The following is an 18795-nucleotide window of genomic DNA, read 5'->3' on the forward strand; positions in this document are numbered from 1 at the left end:
CGGCTTATTTTTCTTCATCGAGGATAGTGTTATATATTGAAGAATATTCTTCTTTCCCTTTTTCCATTTCGAATTTGGAGGCTCTTTCCCTCAAAAGGAGCTTAACAGCATAGGCAAAAATTCCATCAGAAGAGAAATTTTCGGACCCTCTTACCGTATCGGCAGCCTGAAACCTTGCATTGTCCAAAAACGTTTCGGCCTCAAGAGGATTTTGAATTGAAGCTGCTGTTCTTGCAATTTGTACCGGTGTAAAAGCCGAAGAAAGCAAAACTCTTTCGTCATAGGAAATAGGCGCTTCCCATTTTAGCTTTGCCGAGCGTACTTGTTCAAGGGCTATTCTAAGAGAACGCTCAAACTCATACCACTTATCCAAATAGGCGGAACCTGTGCTTTTTTCTTCTCTTGGAGGCTCAAGGGATAGGTTTTCCAAAATTTGAGCATCTTTTTTTGAAAGAGAACGCAAAGCCAGTTCTTTAAAGGCTTTAAAGCTCATAGGAGGCTGTAGATTAGGAAAAATTGAAGGCAGTTGAGCCGTCAAATAATAGTAGGATGCCACCTTTTAAAGCTCCTTTGCCGCATTCTTTAAAATTTCGGCTGTTTTAGGGCTTAGATATGATGAGAACAAATCTGCAACGGCTTCTGCCGAGAAGTCATAATAGGCAGATCCGTCCTTAGTACCGATTCTAAATCCACCTGCTATCTTGCTGTCGGCTTTAAGCTCCAGTCCTTTAGCAATATGATCTTTTAAGGCTGCGCTTAAAGAGGATTCAAGCTCTTTAAGATCCTTGTCTGCAAGAATTACGGATAAATTCTCGGTATTGCCTGTTTTTACCCAGCCCTTGACTGCTTCGGGAATCAGATTTTTTAGAACTGCGGAATCGTAATTTTTGGCTGTTTCAGCCTTTATAATGGCATTAAGTTCGTTTAAAAGACCTTGTCTGAATGAAATAAGAGTATTTCTGCCGGCTTGGTCTATTGAAGATTCGGCAGCTTTTTGGAATCTGAGAGCTTCAGCTTCAGCTTTTTTTACGCTTTCCTGAGCTTCAGCTTCGGCCTTTTCGATAATATTTTTTGCTTTTTCCTCTGCTGCTCTGATAATTTCAGCTGCTTTTTCATCGGCAGCGGCAACTCCGTCTTTTTTTATCTTATCAACAAGCTCTTGCAATTGAACTTCCATATATGTCTCCTTAACAAAGTTATGCTTTCAACATTGTAACAGAAAATTTAATTCTTAGCAAGATAGGACTTGACAATTTTTTTAAATTTATTATAATGATAAATGAATATATGAGCATTTGTTCATATGAATAGGTGATGAATATGATAGAAGATGATGAAATAGGTGTTTCTAATGAAGAAACTGTGGCTCATGCAAGGGCTAAGATGCCCGATGAGCAGACAATGAGCGATTTGGGCGATTTTTTTAAAAACTTCGGAGATTCTACGAGGATTAAGATTGTTTCCGCTCTTATTTCAGGGGAACTCTGTGTAGCCGACCTTGCAGAAGTTTTGGAAATGTCTGCTTCGGCCGTTTCTCACCAGCTTAGAATTTTAAGGCAGGCTAAAATAGTAAAAAGCCGCCGAAACGGAAAACAGGTTTATTATACAATAGATGACAACCATGTCGGAATCCTATATTCCGTCGGTTTGGAACACATTAGGGAGGGCAGGTAAATGGATTTAAAAAAAGAAAACGAACACAAGCATGGACACAGTCATGAAGAACATCATGAACATGAACACCATGGACACAGCCATCACGATCATCACAAACATAGCCACGATGAACATTGCGGCTGTGGGCATAAAGAAGAAAAAAATTGCCACATGCGTGGACACGATCATCACGAGCATGATCTCGATCATCACAAACATGACCACCATGAGCACTGCTCTTGTGGGCATGAACACCACGACCACCATGAACATGATCATCATGGACACGGCCATCACGAGCATACCCACGATGAACATTGCTCTTGTGGGCACGACCACCACGGACACGATCATTCAGGCTGCGGCTGCGAACATCATCACGGCTCTTTAAAAGAGATGGTAGTGCAATTCGGTATTTCGGCCTTGTTTTTTGCCGGAGGTATTTTTGCCCGGATTTTTTTTGACGAAGCCGGAATACAAATTAAGAATTTTTATGCAGCTTTTTCGACGGTTTTATTTGTCATAGCTTGGCTGACAGCAGGCTACAAGGTCTTGTTGACTTCAGTAAAAAATATTTTAAAGGGTCAAGTTTTTGATGAAAATTTTTTGATGTCTGTTGCAACAATCGGAGCCTTTATTTTAGGCGACTGGACTGAGGGTGCTGCGGTTATGCTCTTTTACAATTTAGGAGAGGTGGTACAGCACTCGGCCGTCGAAAAATCTAGGCGTTCAATCATAGATCTTATGGACCTCCGCCCGGACTTTGCCCGCCTTTATGATTCCGATTCTAAAGAAAAACTTGTAGATCCTGCAAGCGTAAAAATCGGTTCCTTGGTTCTTGTAAAAGCCGGTGAAAAAATCCCCTTGGACGGCGTAATTTATGAAGGAAGTGCCGAACTTGATACCTCATCTATGACGGGTGAAAGCCTTCCGCGTACTGCAGAAAAAGGCAGCCCCGTACTTGCAGGTTTTGTAAACTTAACGGGGGTTATAACGGTAAAGACAACCGCTTCCTTAGAAAATACCGCTGCCTCAAAGATGCTTGAGCTGATTGAGTCTGCACAAAACAGAAAGGCCAGGGTAGAACGGTTCATTACCTCCTTTGCAAAAGTTTACACTCCGATAGTTACGATAGGAGCGGTTCTTCTTTCGGTTTTACCGCCTCTTTTAAGTGCGCTTATTTTTTCATCGCCTATTAACGGCTGGGAAAGTTTTGCTCCGTGGATTTCACGTGGTCTTGTATTTTTGGTAATTTCCTGTCCTTGTGCCTTTGTTATTTCGGTTCCGCTGGGTTATTTCGGCGGAATAGGAGGAGCTGCAAAACGGGGTATACTGATTAAAGGTGCCGATTACATAGACGCTCTTTCAAAGGCCGATGCCGTCGTCTTCGACAAAACGGGAACTCTTACCAAGGGAGTTCTAAAGGTTATGACCTTAATGCCTGCGGAAAATGTAGAAAAATATGAGTTTCTAAAATTGGCTGCCCTTGCCGAATTCAATTCTCATCATCCTATAGCTAAAGCTATTCAAGATTGTGCTCTAGTTAATTTGTCCGAAGAGGTAACAAAGACTTTTCCAAATGCCGAGCTTACAGACTATTACGAAAAGGCAGGAAAAGGTATCTCGGTAAATTACAAGGGAAAGAGCCTTTTAGCCGGAAAAAATTCCTTTATAAGCGAAAGCATAGGAAAGGAAATTCCTTTATATGGAGATGAGATAGGCGGAACTCAAGTTTATGCCGCTTATGATGGCAAGTACATCGGCTGCTTGATTTTAACCGATACGCTTAAAAATGAAGCAAGAGAAGCTATATCCGATTTAAATAAATTGGGGCTTTCAAGGGTAGAAATACTTACAGGCGATAATGAAAAATCGGCCAAAAAGATTGCAGAAGATTTGGGTATAAAAAATTACACCTCAATGCTTTTACCCCATGAAAAGGTTTCAAGGTTTGAGGAAATTTCCGATGAAGTAAAAGCAAAGAATAAAAAAGCTTCTGTTATCTTTGTAGGAGACGGTATAAACGATGCCCCCGTATTGGCACGCTCGGATGCAGGTATAGCTATGGGAGGCATAGGAAGCGATGCTGCCATTGAGGCGGCTGATGTTGTTCTTATGAACGATAATCCCCGTCTTGTAGCTGCGGCCGTAAAACATGCAAGGTTTACCCGAAAAATAGTTTGGCAAAATATAGCCTTGGCCTTTGGTATAAAAATCGGCTTTTTAACCTTGGGAGCTCTCGGTCTTGCAAACCTTTGGGCAGCTGTTTTTGCCGATGTCGGAGTTGCCTTATTGGCTGTATTTAATTCTTTAAGAGCAAAAAGATAGGTCAATATTGATAAATTACAAAATTAAAAAAAACCGGCTCAGCTTTTTACTTGGCTAAGGGCCGGTTTTTATTACTATAAAAGATAGACATCATCGGGTGTTATCATTTCCATTTTCGTGTAAATAATCCAATCGCTCACATATTTTAATTAATAATAAATCAAATTTTTAAGCTTGAAGAATTTAAAGAAAAAGTTTAAAATCAATATAATAAATAAAGGAGAAAGTTTTATGGAAAAAGTTAATGTGATTGTTCCCACTCCGCCAAAAAAGATTTTAGTTTTTGATCTATTTACCAATCTTGGTTGGATTGCCGGTAATTTTTTTACCTCTATTTTTGTCGGAAGTTCTACCAATTTGAAGGCTGTTGTGAGCTCAAAGGTCTTTATAATAGGTATTCTGATTGCCATTTTAAGTCCTATCATCAAACAAAAAGTTTTTTTTCCTGCAATTATAAACTGGGAAGAAAATCCCGAAAAAGCAAAGAAAAATATATTAAGATATGAAACTTTTTTATTGGTCATACCGTTGCTGTTTACCGCTATCGTTCCCCTTATATCTTTGGAAATTGGAATTATTGATAAAACCGGTTTATTTTTATCTTCTCTTTTTAGTACTATAGGGAATATATTCTTGTTGGGTACTATATTTTCTTCAAGTACTATTAGAGCTTTCGAAAAATGGGTTTCATTTATTCCTGTCGAAGAAAAATACCTATCTTTTTCGATGATAAAAAAAGTTACTATTGCAAGTATTACTTGTATTATAGCCGTTATTCTTCTTGTACTTGCTCCTATTGTCCGTTTTGAAAATCAAAATATTTATGAAAGACTTGTAAATTCCGTTTTACCTTTGTTCATTTACGGTTTGATTTTATCGGTGCTAAGTTTAGGGATTATTGTCAAATCTATCGAAGTTAGAATTTTTTTGATTCAAAGAATAATAAAGGATTTGGCTGATGGAAATTATAAGAGAGAACCTGTTGCAAGCTGGAACAGGGATGAGATAGCTCTTTTACTGGTGGATATCGGTAAGCTTTTGACTTTTAACAAAACTTTTATAAAGGAGCTTAATGAAAGTGTAGGCCTTTCAGGAGACACGGCCGAATTTCTTTCGTCAAATATGGATAAAACATCCGAGTCAGTCAGAAAAATAACCGATAATATTTCTTCAGCCAGAAATCATATCCAAGATCAATCTTCAGGTGTTGTAAAGATGCAGGGGACCTTAAATCAAATGGCCTCAGGTATAGAAAAATTAGGAAAGAATATTGAAAGTCAGTCTGCAGCCGTTACGGAATCCGTTGCAACTATAGAAGAAATGGTTTCCAATATTCAGTCCGTAACAAAAACCGTAAAAGAAAATGTCGACTCCATCGAAAAACTAAACGCTTCTGCCGAATCAGGCAATCAAGCCGTTTCGACCGCACACACTATAGCAAAAAATATTACCGATGATTCGGATGGACTTTTGGAAGCTTCTAATGTTATTCAGCATATTGCAAGTCAAACAAACCTTCTTGCAATGAATGCGGCTATTGAGGCTGCTCATGCGGGAGAGTCCGGGAAGGGCTTTGCCGTAGTTGCTGACGAAATCAGAAAACTGGCTGAAGAATCAAGTACTCAAGGAAAAACAATTACAACCGTATTAAATAATCTCAAAACTAAGATTGAAGAGCTTAATTCTGCCGCCGAGACTACGGAAGTGCAATTTGCCGAAATAATGAAAATTCTTTCGACGGTAAATGACGGAAGCAGCTCTATAATGCATGCTATGACAGAGCAAAGCTCCGGAAGCAGTCAAGTTTTGGATGCCATAAAAGAAATAAGCGATATAACTTATGATGTAAAAAGCGGTTCCTCGGAAATACTTAAAGGAAATACTGAGGTCAGCAAAGAAATTTCAAAACTGGTAGAAATTTCTAAACTGATAAACCAAGGTATGGATGGTATAGGAAACGATACCGGACAAATAAATGAAATTATAACCCAGGTAAGCAGAGTAAGCGGAAAAAACAAAGAGGCTGTCGCTAGGGTTATGAAGTACCTGTCTCAACTAAGTTTTTAAGCTTGCCAAATCTATACCAAATCAACAACCCCGACGCAGAGCATCGGGGTACAGTGCTCAATGTTTCGCACTGTATGTTCTCATAAGGTAGTTGCAGTCGGGTTTAATACCCTTTATTACGACACAGAGCGTCGGGGTATTAAACCCTCCGCACGAATAAACTTTTGACCGCTCTCTTAAAGTTTTCGGGAAGGGGGGCGGTAATCTCCTTTGGTAAGTCGTCTAAAAACGGTTCCGAAAATATTAACTTATAGGCATGTAAAAAATATGTAGTTTTTTTTGATAAATCTTCAGAAAATGCTTTTTTTTGTTTTGAGCCGTATTTTTTATCGTTTAAAAGGGGAGTGCCGAACTGAGAGCATTGTATTCTTATTTGGTGCTTCCTTCCGGTTATAAGATTAAAAAGAACAAGGCTTAAATTTTCTTTTTTTGAAAAATCAAGAACTCTTATAAGACAAAGACATTCTTTTCCGTCGATTGAGCTTTTAAATTCGTTTAAAGAAGGACGCCCCTCAGTTATTCCTATGTAAAATTTACCTATCTTTCCTTCCTGCAGGGCCTTTGAAAATTCTTGGGCTCCTTTTAAACTTTGAGAAAAGGCTAGAATTCCGCTTGTATCCTTATCCAGTCTATGCAGGGCGCCTACTTTAAAGGAAAGACTTTTTTCTTTTGACGGAAAATATTTTAAAACAGCCTCACAAAGACTTTTTTCTCCATGTACAAGCTCTCCGGGCCTTTTGTTTATAAAGAGTAAATCATCGGTTTTTAATAGAACGTCAGGTTTTGAAATTGAATAATTTGTTTGAGCTTCTGATGCGGGTGCAGTTAGGCCGAATAGGCTCAAATCCATTGAAATTTCATCGCCTTTTTGGGTTAAGTAGGCTCCGTTTTCTTTTTTACCGTTGACCCTTATCTTCCCTCTGCGTATTGCCGAATATACGCCGGAAAGGGGCATCTTTCCTAAAAATTTTCGTATTACACGGTCCAGTCTCCTGCCTGAATCATCTTCGCCTATATAAAAAATCTTATTTTCTTTACTCATTTATACATTATATACCATTTACAGACTTGACAAAAGAGCTATTTTGTAGAGAATTAAAGATATGTTGGAAGCGATGTATAAAATGCAGTGGATTATGTTTTTTTCTAATCCGATTTTTTTATCCGCTATAACAAGCTGGATGATGAGTCAGGTTATAAAGACTATTTTTGCATTATTTAATGCCTCAATAAAGACCCCTATAGATTTTTTTGAGCTGGTGTTTTGGCGTACCGGCGGAATGCCTTCAAGTCACTCCGCTCTTGTAGCATCTTTAACCGTCAGCATAGGTATAAGGCAGGGGTTTGATTCGGATCTTTTTATTTTTGCCTGTTTTATGGCACTTATAGTTATAAGGGATGCTGTAGGCGTAAGAAGGTCCAGCGGTTTGCAGGCTAAGGCTCTAAATGACCTCGGTGCAAAGTTTGCCGAAAAGAATGAAGGATATCATTTTAGGGCCGTAAGGGAAATCCAAGGACACAAGCCCGTTGAAGCTGTTGCCGGCATTATTCTTGGTATAATCACATCAATATTATTTGCTTATTTTGGATAAGAGCTATGAATCAACCTAAAAAATACATCTTCTGTTTTGATATTATTGCAGGTTTTTTATTGATTTTCTCTTTTTTCTTGTTAATATTTGTTCCGATGAGCTCAATGTCTACATTGTGGAAGGACTACCTTGTCCTTTTTTTACCTATGGAAGTAGATGAACCTGCAATTTTACAGGCAGCCGAAGAACACGGTATTACGGGGATAATTTCTTCTCAAACCATAGAAAACCGTTTTTCGGATTTGGAAGAACAAGGTTATACCGGCTATCCCTTTACCGATAAGGAGCGTTACACTCAGTGGTTCGTAAATGATCAGGAAAATATAAGATATATGTATATTCCATCCGATAAGCATATAACTAAGGACTTTTTTAAATTTTTAAAGAAAAATACCGGATATTTTTTTATAGAAAACGATTCTTCTTTTTCGGTGTTCCAGTTTTTTATTGCTTTAATATTTTTTGCAGTATCTTTTTTTTATACAAGCCGTAAAAAAAATTATTTCTCTGCCGCCTTTCCCTTTGTTATTTACGCAGCCTTTCAGCGGGGAATTTTAGCTCTTTCTTCCTCAATTATAATTATGTATACTCTTGCGTTTTGGATGGAAGCCATAGGTTCTTCTTTAAAATTTACAAGAGAACAGCTTGTGTCCAGAATCAAAAAAAATCCTCTTTTAGTTTTTTTCCCCTTTGTTGCTCTGATAATTGCAAAATTCAACAGTAATATTTCTCTTGTTCTTTTTGTCTTTGCAATATCGGCTTCAGCCTCTTTTACATACATCATTGAAAGGTTTAGTTTTTTTGCTGAAGAGAAGATGGATACGCAAAAAATTCATAAAACAATACGGGCCTATGTGATGAACCCGGAATCGGTTGCAAAATTTTGGTATACAAGGCATTTGTTTGTCGTCTCTTCTTGTGCTATTTTTTCTATTGCTTTTTCAGCCTTGTTTTTATATTTCGGTTTTAATAAAACCATAAAGGCATATCAAAATACCCTATATCTGCCTATGCCTGAGGCCTCTGTCGGAATTCCCGGCTTTTCAAAAAAGGCCTTTGATGAATTAAAAAAAATAAGGACAGGAGATGACCTTCCTGATCTTGGAAACCTTATCTCGGATACATGGAATGCAAAGGTTATTCCCTTTACCCGCCTGGGTCTTTCTCCTCAAGAAAATGACAGGGTCAGTTTTAACGATTTTTCCGTAGATGAAAACGGTGTAGTTACGGAACAAGACGGCCTTGTATTCAATTTTGATGATGAGTTTATAAAAAGCGTTATTTCTTTTAGGACCAGCCCTTCTATCGAAGACCTGCTTTACAGTCAGGGAAGGTTTATTACGGCTTCTTATGCTCCTAAGAAATTTCCGCTTAACCGTTATAATAGTGCAGCATTGCTTGTTGCCCTTGTTTCGGCTATAATGCCGTTAATGATTATATTATTGAGAGTGTTAGAAAAATGACGGAATTTTTAAGATTTAAACGGGGTAAAGAGGTTTTAGAATACCCTAAGCTTCCTGCCTCGTTTGAGGGCAATGCCTTTTTACCTCAAAAGGCCTTTATACCTATAGCTTTTGATTCTAAAAAGCGTCCGGAAACCCTTGTTATGAAAGGAGAGACCGTAAAAGAAGGTCAAATTATAGCCCGTACTGAGGAACCTTTTTCGGTCGGCATATACTCTTCTATTCCCGGAATTTTATATGATTTTATTGATTTTACCCTTCCGGACGGGAAGCATATCCATGCTGCAGCCGTAAAACTTGAAGGGGCTTTTGATATTCTAGGCCGCCCATCTGCCGATTATCCATGGAGGACTTCTTCTAATTCCGAAATTGTTAGAGCAATAGGTTATTCCGGAATTTTAAATACGGCTGATTTTTCAACAGTGCCCCTTATTTATCAGGTAAGAAATGCTTTAAAAAAGGAAGAGGCCGATATCTATATAAACCTTTTCGATAAGGACCCTTCTTCAGGTATTGATTCAATCTTGTTTGATCATTTTTTTGAAGATGTTGCAGAGGGTCTTGGTATAATGGCGAAAATCCTCAATGCTGCTTCTGTAACCTGTATTCATAAGTTGGCAAAAAAAGATCTTTACAAGTTAGAGCAAATTTCAGAAACTTGTGAGCCTTTTTGTAAGGTAAAATTTATAAATGCATCAAATGATTATCCCTTTGTTCAAAAAAATTATTTTGCAAATAAGGAAAATCCTTTTTTAATAGATATTCCTACTGCTATGTATACATATGAGGTTGTAAGAACAAATAATCCTATTACCTCTGTTTATGTTCTTGTAACCGGTAAGGCTATCAATGAACCCAAGGTTTTAAAGGTTAAGATAGGGACACCTATAGGAAATCTTATAGAAGAGTGCGGAGGCTTTAAAACCGTGCCGGCACAAATTATATTGAACGGGCTTATCGGCGGGATATCCGCCGATACTTTGGATATACCTGTAACGAGTACCTTAAAATCGATTCATATTCCGGGGAAGGATAGTATAAAAAAACACTCTATAGAAGAGTGTATAAATTGCGGTTTATGTTTTAATTCTTGTCCTCTCTATTTGGAGCCTAAAAAAATAGTTGAATCCATTGAAGCTGATGACTTAAACGAGGACATTTTAAAACAAATAAATATTTGCAGCGGTTGTGCTTGTTGTTCCGCCTGTTGTCCTTCAAGGATTCCCCTGTGTTCCATTATTTTAGAGATGTCAAAAAAATTTAAAAAAGGAAATCTTTTATGAAATCTTATTCTAACTTGTCTTTGACGGCTGCTCCATTTGTGTATACACGCCTTCCCATTTTTAAAATTAATATTGCCGTTTTATCTCTTTTAGGTATCCAAATTTTGATTTTGGCGCTGAGTGCCGACCTTTATGCCCTGTTAAATATTGTCATTGCGGTTATGGGCGTATTATTTGTAGAAAATTTACTTAGATATTTAGCTTCCTCAAAATTCGGTTTATCCCTCGAAATGATAATTTCAGGTTTGCTGATAGGTTTCTTTATGCCGACCGATATAGGATTTGTTTTTGTTTTTATTTTAAGTGCTTTTTCGGTATTTATTGTAAAAACCGTGTTCGGCGGAACAGGGCGAAATTGGCTGAACCCTGTTGCTTTTGCAGTCTGTGCTGCATATATTTCCCGGCCGGAGGCCTTTCCGCCGCTGATTTCAGATTTTTCACTCTTAGCTGAAAAAGGCAGTTTTTTTGCCGTGATGGAGGCAAACGGCCTTTTAAAACTTAAAACGGATTTTACCGTTACCTCTGCTCTTAATTCCATTTTATTACACGGTGTAGGCGTAACCCTTCCTGAAGGCTATATAAGCCTCTTTTTAAATTCTACATCATCAATACCTGCTTTCCGTTACAATATAGTTACATTGGTGTCGTCGATAATATTGTTTTCTATCAGGGCTGTGGATTATATTCTTCCTGCGTTTTTTTTGGCAACCTATGCTGTTTTAGTTTGGATTTTCGGAATGGTCCCTGTTTCAAATATTTATTTTACGGGAGACATACTGTCGGCTGTTTTAACGGGCGGCGTTTTATTTGCTGCCTTTTTTGTTATGACGGAGCCTGCATCTTCTCCCAAAACCAAATACGGAAAGGCTATGAGCGGATTTTTTACAGGGATTTTTGCCTTTTTTATATGTGCCCATGGAGCATCGCCTGCAGGAATCTTCTTTGCCATAATACTCGGCAATATAATTTCTCCTCTTATCGAAAGACTTGAGATAAAAATACAGGCTAAAAAAAGGAGCCGCTATGAATAATTCGAATGTAGAAAAAATAAAAAAACACCTCCTCCTTTTTGCTTTTTTTATTGTATCGGGACTTATATTGTGGGGAAGCGGTTATATAATTTCAGGACTTAAAAATGATGCCTATTTACAGGATGCAGACTATATTTTAAAAAACTCTCCGCTTTGTTCGAAATATCAAGGTGTAGAATTTATAAAAGCCTTAAAGCCTTCTTCGCTAAATATGAATTTTTGTAATGCGGTTTTTGAAGTCAAGATGAAGGAGAAAAAAGGCTATGCCGCTTTTATAAATATGAGCGGAAAATACGGAATATATCAAGGGATGTTTCTCTACTTTAAGGAGGAAAGACAATGCTTTTTTTGCGGTTTAGGAGGAGGTATTGCCGATAGACCGGCTATATATTACGGCATAATTCCTCTGACTATAAGCATTTCCGAGCAAAAATTAGCTTCTGCCTTTGAACGGCTTGAGATAAACAATAAGGAGAAAAAATAAATGGCTGCAAATAAGAAGTTGATCGTCTTTCTTTTCGGTTTATGTCCCATAATTCCTGCTGCCTCAAATTTTGCATACGGAATTGTCTTAACCGTTTCATTGTGGGTTATCTTTTTTTTGGGGATTTTAGGAAATTATGTAGGGAAGCTGATAGATATTAACCGTTTTAACTATGTGTTTGTAAGTATATTTATGATTACCGGTGCGGCTTTGGTCAATGCCTTGCTGGAAGGTATATTACCTATAATACACGGCCCCCTTCAAGTATATACGTATATATTAACCTTTTCCTACATTATTTTTTTGGGCCTAAAACAATATTATAAAGACTCTGAATCATTGGATTTACCTATATGGTATTCCGTCTTGATTTTGAGTTTATCTGCTTTAAGGGAATTTTTTGCTTTCGGCTCACTTTCTTTTCCTGTTTCATCGGGTTTTTTATCGCTTCGGCTGCCTTATTTTTCAAATCATCCTCTATTCCGTTTTTTAGGGACCACTGCCGGAGCCTTTATTATCCTCGGGCTTATAATATGGATTTATTTTTCCGTTACAAAAGAATTGCCGACTGTTAAGATGGGAGAGGAAGAATGAGTCTGATTATCTTTTATACCTTTGTATCTTCGATTGTTTTTGTATATGGAATAGGTTTGGAATGCCTCTATATCTATCTTGAAAACCCCAAAAAAGTATATGCATTTTTTATTAAAAATGTCATAGTAGTTTTGATATCGGTTAGTCCGGTTTGGGCTTTATGCCGTTATATTTTAAACCCTCTTGGTGCCGGTTTTCTTCTCCCTGTTTTGACTATAAGTTTTTTAGAGACATTGAATTTGATTTTTAAGCTTGTATGGCCTAAGTTTAACGGTTTAAAACCTGAAGAAAAGATTTTTAGCTGGGGACTCGTATTTTTTTGCCTTTATCAGTCCTCTACATATCGAGAATGTCTTGCTTTGATTTTTTCGGGTTTTTTTAGTCTTTTTGTGTTTTTGTTTGTTCTAAATGCAATAAAGCAAAAAACAGCGGATAAAGAATCTTTTACCGAATGGAAAAAAGCGTCTCTATTTTTGATAAGCATGGGGCTGATGTTGTCGGCTTTTTATCTTACTGATCTATCGCCCTTTTTTTAATTTTTAACCGTTTTTGAAAAGCATTGCAGGATTGACAAGGCTTTGTTTATAATTTATAATTGAACCATTGTAAAAATGTAAAGGGGTTTTTGTGGAAAAGAACAGTAAAAAAAAACTGGAGATATGTTTTGCCGTTCATGCAGACTATAATGTAATTGATGAGTTTTCAAAAGAAGATTATACTCAAGACTACAAAGATTTTTTTTCAAGCTTATATGCTTCTCCTTCTATTCCCTTTACTCTTGTCTTTAGCGGCAGATTTTTAGAATGGATACAGCGTAAAAACCCCTCCTTTTTTGATGTTATTTACGAAATGCACAATAGAAAACAAGTCGAGATTTTGGGAAATGCCTTTTATGAGCCGTTTATCTCGATGATTCCTTCATCCGACCTCATAGGGCAGATAGAGTACATGACGGATACTTTGCGTAAACATTCTTATAAAAGACCCCGCGGTATGTATCTGCCCTATTTTGCATGGAATCCCAATATCCTTCCCAATTTACAAAAATGCGGAATGGAGTATTGCCTTCTTGATTTCCGTTTTTTTATTAAGGCCGGCTTAAATGCATTTGCCCCGGTTTGTATGGAAGACGGCGGAAAAATATTATTCGGTATTCCTTCTACTTATGAATTTGAAAATACCGATTTGCAGCCGGCAGCCTTTTATGACTTATTATGCAATTATGCAAGTGTAGTTACCGAAACAAGCGTTGTCGTCTTCTTATCCGGAGAAACAGCAGTTCGATTTTTAGATAAATCAAAGGGTAAAAAATCGTGGATGGAGGAATTTCTTGAACGTATTTCGTCTCCCGACTCCGTTATTTCGCTCACTCATACCGGACAAATAATTAAAAATAAAAGAATATATCAAAAGGGCTTTATATCCTCAAATGCAATATTTTCAAATCAACTTGTAAACAGCTCCGTAAAACAGCTTCTAGCCAATAAACCCAATGTCTATGCCATGTATGCAAAGATGATCTATGTTCATAGTCTTGTAAACCAGGTGCGTGGTGATAAGGCCCGCAAAAATAATTCCTCATTGGATTTGTGGAAGGCTGAAAGCGGAATACTTTTTAATTTGGATTGTAAAAATAAAAAATATAACAGAGATTTAAGGCAATACTGCTACAGAAATCTGCTTTTAGCCGAAAAGCAGACTCGAATCCCCGGAGTTTTTGCAGATTCTTTAACCAGTTTGGATTTTGATTTGGATGGTGTTAAGGAGTTTATATCCCAGAGGGAACATCTCAATATGTATATTCACGCTCTTGGCGGAAAGATTTTTGAGATGGATGTATTTTCTGCCTATAAAAACTATGCAGATATCTGTTCCGAAGAGACCGGCTTATTTGTAGACCATCTTATATCTTCAGATGAGCTTGAAACAATTAAAAAAGGGGACTTTAAGTTTGCTGTTGCCAAGCCGGTTTTTTGCGAAAATCTTTATCAGGATGTAAAATTCGACAGGGTCAAATTTGAGCTTCTAATGAAAACCGAAGGAAGCTTCCGCAGTTTTAATCAATTAGTATCCTTGCGCAAACAATACAGCTTCAATGATCAGGGCGTCCAAGTTCAATATATTTTAAAAAATGAAAGTCCCTTTAATCTTTCGGCTTATTTTATGGTGGAAATAGACCTGTCCGTAAGCCCTATTGAAAAAAAACTTGCAAGCGTTTCAGTTTATGCGGATGATCAAAAGTATGAGGCTTCTCAAGAAAAAAACACCTTTTCAAAGGTTTCTTGGGTTCAGATAACGGAACCTGAAGGGAAGACCGTCTTTACCATAGAATCTAATGAGGCTGCAGAGTGTATTATTCTTCCCATATACGAAAAAATTCCTGAGGCAAAAAATCCTATTATGGGAATAAGAAATCTGTTTTTTTGGAAGGTCGATTTAAATTCCGGATTTGAAACGGAAAAGCTTCTTTTCTTTAAGGTAGATGCAAAAAAAGCGGGAAAAGAAAAATAAAGCCCTCTATCCCTCTTGACCGCAAGGCTTTACTTACGTAAACTGTAAGTATGGGACGCGTTTTGGCTTATATGCTTTATATATTGGCATTGGCAATAGAAATACTCAGAGTTCTCTTGTTTACTTATATTGAAAAGGCTCAGCCTTGGCCCTTAAGTATTGTTGATTGGATTGCCTTCGTTTTTTTATGTATGCCGGCCGTGTTTTTCTTTTTATTATTACATCAAGAAAAAGATTTTCACCAGCTTTTAAGGATTATTGCCGGTATTAAATTTTTGTCTATTATTGCGGCATGGTTTTTTTTGATAAAAACTGCACGTTTTGTAAGCCTGACGGAGTGGACTGCCGATGCGTTTATTTTCCAAACTCGGGTAACAAGGTTATTTTTGTATATTGATACTTTGATATTAATTTTATGCTTAAAAAGGGAGAGGTCTTTATGCAAATAATTCCTATTGCCAGCGGAAAGGGCGGTGTGGGTAAAAGTCTTATAGCTGCAAATCTTGCAATTGCATTGGGGCAGGCCGGTAAGAGGGTAGCCTTGGCCGACCTTGATTTGGGAGCTTCAAACCTGCACTTAGTTTTAGGTGTTCAAGGACGCAAAAACGGCATAGGCACTTTTTTAACAAAGGCAGCCGAATTTAAAGATATAATAATCGACACGGATTATGAAAATGTAAGATTTGTCCCGGGAGATTCCGAAATTCCCGGCTTTGCAGCTTTAAAAATATATCAGCGTAACTCTTTGGTAAAAGAGCTTTTAAAACTCGATGCCGATTTTTTGATTTTGGATTTAGGTGCCGGAACTCACTTAGGCATCTTAGACTTTTTTTTACTTTCCTCTCAAGGAATAATAATTACATCCCCTTCGGTAACCTCTACTCTTGATGCCTATGTGTTTTTAAAAAACATTGTGTTTAGGATGATGTGCTCTTCATTTCCTGCAAAGTCTAATGGCGGTATATTTTTTGAAAAATTAAAAAATGATGTTCCCGGAATGCAGCGTCTTTATATCCCGACAATAACTCAAGAGTTAATGAATATTGACCCTGACAATACCAAAAAGTTTTTAAGCAAATTTTCACATTTTAAACCCCGCATTATAATGAACATGATGGATGATCCAAAGGATGCGGAAAAGGCTATGAAGATACGCCGTTCTGCAAAGCAGTACCTAAATATTGATCTTGAGCATCTGGGTGTAATATACACGGATGCCGTTCAGGATAAGGCTCTTGCGTCAAGGCTTCCGGTAATCAGGTATAAACCTCAGTCTATGATCTCTCAGGCTATATACCGCATAGCCGATAAACTTATTCAATCTGAAGCCGAAAATTATAGTGGAGAAGACTTTCAAGAATTTTCCGATTATTCTTTTATGTCGGCTGAAGCCGAAGCCGAAACGGACTTTAAGTCTAAAATGGAATATTTGGATGATTTGATAGGAGGAGAGGTCTTGTCTTCGGGTGAAATGAGCGAAATTATAAAATCTCAGCAATTCGAGATAAATGTGCTTAGGAATGAAAATTTATTATTAAAAACAAAAATAGCAAAGGCTCTTAAGCAGGGCTTGAAAGTATAGGAAAAAAGTTTATGGAAAAGGCGTGGACATTAAAGAAAAATAACAGTGGAAAGTGGTTTTTAACCTTTACAGCCTTACTTGAGCCTGAAAATTGCCCCTCAGCCGATGAGATTCTTCTTGAGGCAAAAAGAAAGGGAATAAAAAGCTCATCTCTGGTAAGTAAAAAAACTATTGAGGACTATTTAAAAAAACATACCGGCTCAGGTATAGAACCTGTTTCATTGCCGCTTGAGCTTGATCCCAACTTTGATGCAAGAATTACGACAAATAACGACAAAACGGCGGCCTATCTTTATGTAAGAAAGGCTGCCGATTCCGCTAACGAAGTGGACATGTCTACTATAAACAGACTTCTCCAGAGAAGTAATATTGCAAATATCGATACGGAAAAGGTAAAAGAAGGTTTAAACGATTTTATAAATTCTTCAGAGATGGAGTTTTCCATGCTGATTGCTGAAGGTTCTCCCCCAAAAAGAGGGCCCGATAAAAAACTTATCACTCATTTTGAGCAAATACCTGACCATGAGGTACATCGTTTGGCAGACCGTTTAAAGAGGTCCGATTTACGTACCCCTGATGTGGAAAATCCCACGACAGACAAAGATTATCCTCTTTCCGAAGCTGAAACCCTTACGGTTGTCGAAAAAGGCGATCTTATCTATGAGGTTGAAGATGCAGGATTGGGAGAGGCCGGTGTTGATGTATACGGTCAGTCTATTCCCGGGCTTCCGGGCAATGACCCTTTTTTCTTGGATTTACGAAACATAGTACAAAACCATTCAGAGTTGCGTGCAGGAGAAACCGGCCTTCTTTTAATAGCAAATACCGAAAGAGGCTTAAAGATTCGCATAGTTCCATATAGGGATGCAAAGGTAAGAGCGGTAATAAGCCGCGATAAGATGGAAGTTTCTCTTATTTTGCAGTCGGGACTGGGTGCAGGAGAAAGACTTTCGGTAATAGGCGTAAAAACGGCATTAAACGAGGTCAACCTTCTCGACTCAATTTCGGACGCAAAAATAAACGAAATTATAGAATCTGCAAGAAAGTTAAACGATGAATGCGAGTTTGTAATATTAAGCGGAACTCCTCCGATTGCTCCCGGCTCTTATAGGCTTGAATGGTCGGTTAAATTTAATGAAGAGCTTAGTACGGCAACTGTAGAAAAGGATGCCCTGATTTTAACGGCCCGTCTTTTACCTAAGGGAGAAAAGGGTAAAAATGTTTTTGGTGAGTCTATTGACCCCAAAAATGCAGAGCCCACAGATTTGCCTGCTAATGATGAAACAATAAAAGTTACCGAAGAAAAGCATGTTATTAAGTTTTTTGCTGCAGAATCGGGAGAGCTTTCTTTTTTTAACAATGCCCTTTCAATCTCATCGCTTAAAACCATTCAAAGCGATATAGATACCAAATTCGGCGATATAAGTTTTCCCGGCAACCTGATTATTACCGGAGATATTAAAGATGACGTAAAGGTAAAATCAAAGGGAAAATTGACAATTACCGGAACTGTAGAAAAAGCTCTGATTTATTCTGAGGATTCTCTTATTTTGAACGGCGGTATAAATGGAAAGGGAAGGGGAACCGTTTGGGCTAAGGATAAAACCGATTTACAATATGCGGAAAATGCCAGAGTTTTTTCGGGCAGCGATATAAGTATAGCTTCTTACTGTTTTAAGTGTTTGGTAAAAACAAACGGTACCGTTCATTTGACAGGCAACCCCGGGGTACTGCTCGGCGGAAGCATCCATGCTGCAAAGGGTGTTTCGGTTCATGACTTGGGGGCCGAAAAAACCATAAGGACAATTATCTCGTTCGGACAGGATTACTTGATAAAAGATGAAATTGAAGTCCGTGAAAAAGAAATAGAAGATAATAATGCCGAGCTTTCAAAAATCGAAAAAGACTTGCAGGCAAATCCCCCTGATGTCGATGCTTTAAGACAGAAAAAGGTTAAGCTTTTAAAAAGAAACAGTGCTCTTACGGTCCGCATATTTAATCTAAAAGAAAATTTTGAATTTCACATTCCTTCAAAAATAAAGGTTACAGGCTCGGTTTATCCGGGCGTTGTACTTGAAAGTCACGGCCGTTATTTTGAAGTTATGGAAACTCATCATAACGTATTTTTTGAGTTTGATGAAAAAAACGGACAAATTATATGTTCACCTATTAAAGAAATTGAAGTAGAATTAGAATAATAAAGG

At 37.7% G+C, this 18795-nt stretch carries 17 protein-coding genes; 14 read left to right on the top strand and 3 right to left on the bottom strand.

Translation table 11 applies throughout. The annotated features are described in order from the left end of the window. Positions 1 to 4: 4 nt before the first annotated feature. Together HGJ18_RS03515 and HGJ18_RS03520 are read right to left on the bottom strand one after the other, a co-directional pair. On the bottom strand, positions 5 to 556 hold the full coding sequence (locus HGJ18_RS03515; RefSeq protein ID WP_253697693.1) for a DUF2764 domain-containing protein: 552 nt from the start codon (positions 554 to 556) through the stop codon (positions 5 to 7). 3 nt (positions 557 to 559) lie between these two features. Continuing rightward, positions 560 to 1177, bottom strand: coding sequence for a V-type ATP synthase subunit E (locus HGJ18_RS03520; RefSeq protein ID WP_010699289.1), 618 nt, complete (start codon positions 1175 to 1177; stop codon positions 560 to 562). Between the two features lie 143 nt (positions 1178 to 1320). Between HGJ18_RS03520 and HGJ18_RS03525 the strand changes: the two genes are divergently transcribed. The 3 genes from HGJ18_RS03525 to HGJ18_RS03535 all read left to right on the top strand — a co-directional run bounded on the left by HGJ18_RS03525 (position 1321) and on the right by HGJ18_RS03535 (position 6051). Then, positions 1321 to 1674, top strand: a complete 354-nt coding sequence (locus HGJ18_RS03525) for an ArsR/SmtB family transcription factor (protein ID WP_002668756.1) — start codon at positions 1321 to 1323, stop codon at positions 1672 to 1674. Beyond that, the gene (locus tag HGJ18_RS03530) at positions 1675 to 3984 is read left to right on the top strand and encodes a heavy metal translocating P-type ATPase (RefSeq protein WP_253697694.1); all 2310 of its coding nucleotides are present in this window, start codon (positions 1675 to 1677) and stop codon (positions 3982 to 3984) included. 231 nt (positions 3985 to 4215) lie between these two features. Then, positions 4216 to 6051, top strand: coding sequence for a methyl-accepting chemotaxis protein (locus HGJ18_RS03535; RefSeq protein WP_253697695.1), 1836 nt, complete (start codon positions 4216 to 4218; stop codon positions 6049 to 6051). Between the two features lie 139 nt (positions 6052 to 6190). Here the strand turns inward: HGJ18_RS03535 and HGJ18_RS03540 are convergent, their stop codons facing one another. Continuing rightward, on the bottom strand, positions 6191 to 7093 hold the full coding sequence (locus HGJ18_RS03540; RefSeq protein WP_253697696.1) for a pseudouridine synthase: 903 nt from the start codon (positions 7091 to 7093) through the stop codon (positions 6191 to 6193). Positions 7094 to 7154: 61 nt separating this feature from the next. Between HGJ18_RS03540 and HGJ18_RS03545 the strand changes: the two genes are divergently transcribed. The 11 genes from HGJ18_RS03545 (at position 7155) to HGJ18_RS03590 (ending at position 18789) form a co-directional block, all read left to right on the top strand. Continuing rightward, positions 7155 to 7643, top strand: coding sequence for a divergent PAP2 family protein (locus HGJ18_RS03545; protein ID WP_253689720.1), 489 nt, complete (start codon positions 7155 to 7157; stop codon positions 7641 to 7643). 5 nt (positions 7644 to 7648) lie between these two features. Continuing rightward, positions 7649 to 9106: a hypothetical protein gene (locus HGJ18_RS03550; protein ID WP_253697697.1), complete on the top strand. Its 1458-nt coding sequence runs from the start codon at positions 7649 to 7651 to the stop codon at positions 9104 to 9106. Then, entirely contained in the window at positions 9103 to 10389 is a 1287-nt protein-coding gene (locus HGJ18_RS03555; RefSeq protein ID WP_253697698.1) for an SLBB domain-containing protein, read from the top strand. Before HGJ18_RS03550 ends, HGJ18_RS03555 begins: the two co-directional genes overlap by 4 nt. Next, positions 10386 to 11420 (top strand): RnfABCDGE type electron transport complex subunit D, encoded by a 1035-nt coding sequence (locus tag HGJ18_RS03560; RefSeq protein WP_253697699.1) that lies wholly within the window; start codon positions 10386 to 10388, stop codon positions 11418 to 11420. The genes HGJ18_RS03555 and HGJ18_RS03560 overlap by 4 nt, the downstream gene beginning before the upstream one ends. Then, positions 11413 to 11904, top strand: a complete 492-nt coding sequence (locus HGJ18_RS03565) for a hypothetical protein (RefSeq protein ID WP_253697700.1) — start codon at positions 11413 to 11415, stop codon at positions 11902 to 11904. The genes HGJ18_RS03560 and HGJ18_RS03565 overlap by 8 nt, the downstream gene beginning before the upstream one ends. After that, positions 11905 to 12498 carry a hypothetical protein gene (locus tag HGJ18_RS03570; RefSeq protein ID WP_253697701.1) on the top strand — a complete coding sequence of 198 codons (594 nt, stop codon included), beginning with the start codon at positions 11905 to 11907 and terminating at the stop codon, positions 12496 to 12498. Next, a complete protein-coding gene (locus HGJ18_RS03575) occupies positions 12495 to 13034 on the top strand; it encodes a hypothetical protein (RefSeq protein WP_253697702.1) in 540 nt (179 codons plus the stop codon). The genes HGJ18_RS03570 and HGJ18_RS03575 overlap by 4 nt, the downstream gene beginning before the upstream one ends. A 91-nt stretch (positions 13035 to 13125) precedes the next feature. Continuing rightward, positions 13126 to 15009, top strand: a complete 1884-nt coding sequence (locus HGJ18_RS03580; RefSeq protein WP_253697703.1) for an alpha-amylase/4-alpha-glucanotransferase domain-containing protein — start codon at positions 13126 to 13128, stop codon at positions 15007 to 15009. Positions 15010 to 15059: 50 nt separating this feature from the next. Then, a complete protein-coding gene (locus HGJ18_RS12845; RefSeq protein ID WP_366793394.1) occupies positions 15060 to 15458 on the top strand; it encodes a hypothetical protein in 399 nt (132 codons plus the stop codon). Then, complete coding sequence (locus tag HGJ18_RS03585; RefSeq protein WP_253697704.1) at positions 15449 to 16591, top strand: nucleotide-binding protein; 1143 nt, start codon at positions 15449 to 15451, stop codon at positions 16589 to 16591. Before HGJ18_RS12845 ends, HGJ18_RS03585 begins: the two co-directional genes overlap by 10 nt. An 11-nt stretch (positions 16592 to 16602) precedes the next feature. After that, positions 16603 to 18789 (top strand): FapA family protein, encoded by a 2187-nt coding sequence (locus HGJ18_RS03590; RefSeq protein ID WP_253697705.1) that lies wholly within the window; start codon positions 16603 to 16605, stop codon positions 18787 to 18789. Positions 18790 to 18795: the final 6 nt, after the last annotated feature.

It is taken from the genome of Treponema denticola, from assembly GCF_024181405.1.
In the GTDB taxonomy this organism is placed as follows: domain Bacteria; phylum Spirochaetota; class Spirochaetia; order Treponematales; family Treponemataceae; genus Treponema_B; species Treponema_B denticola_D.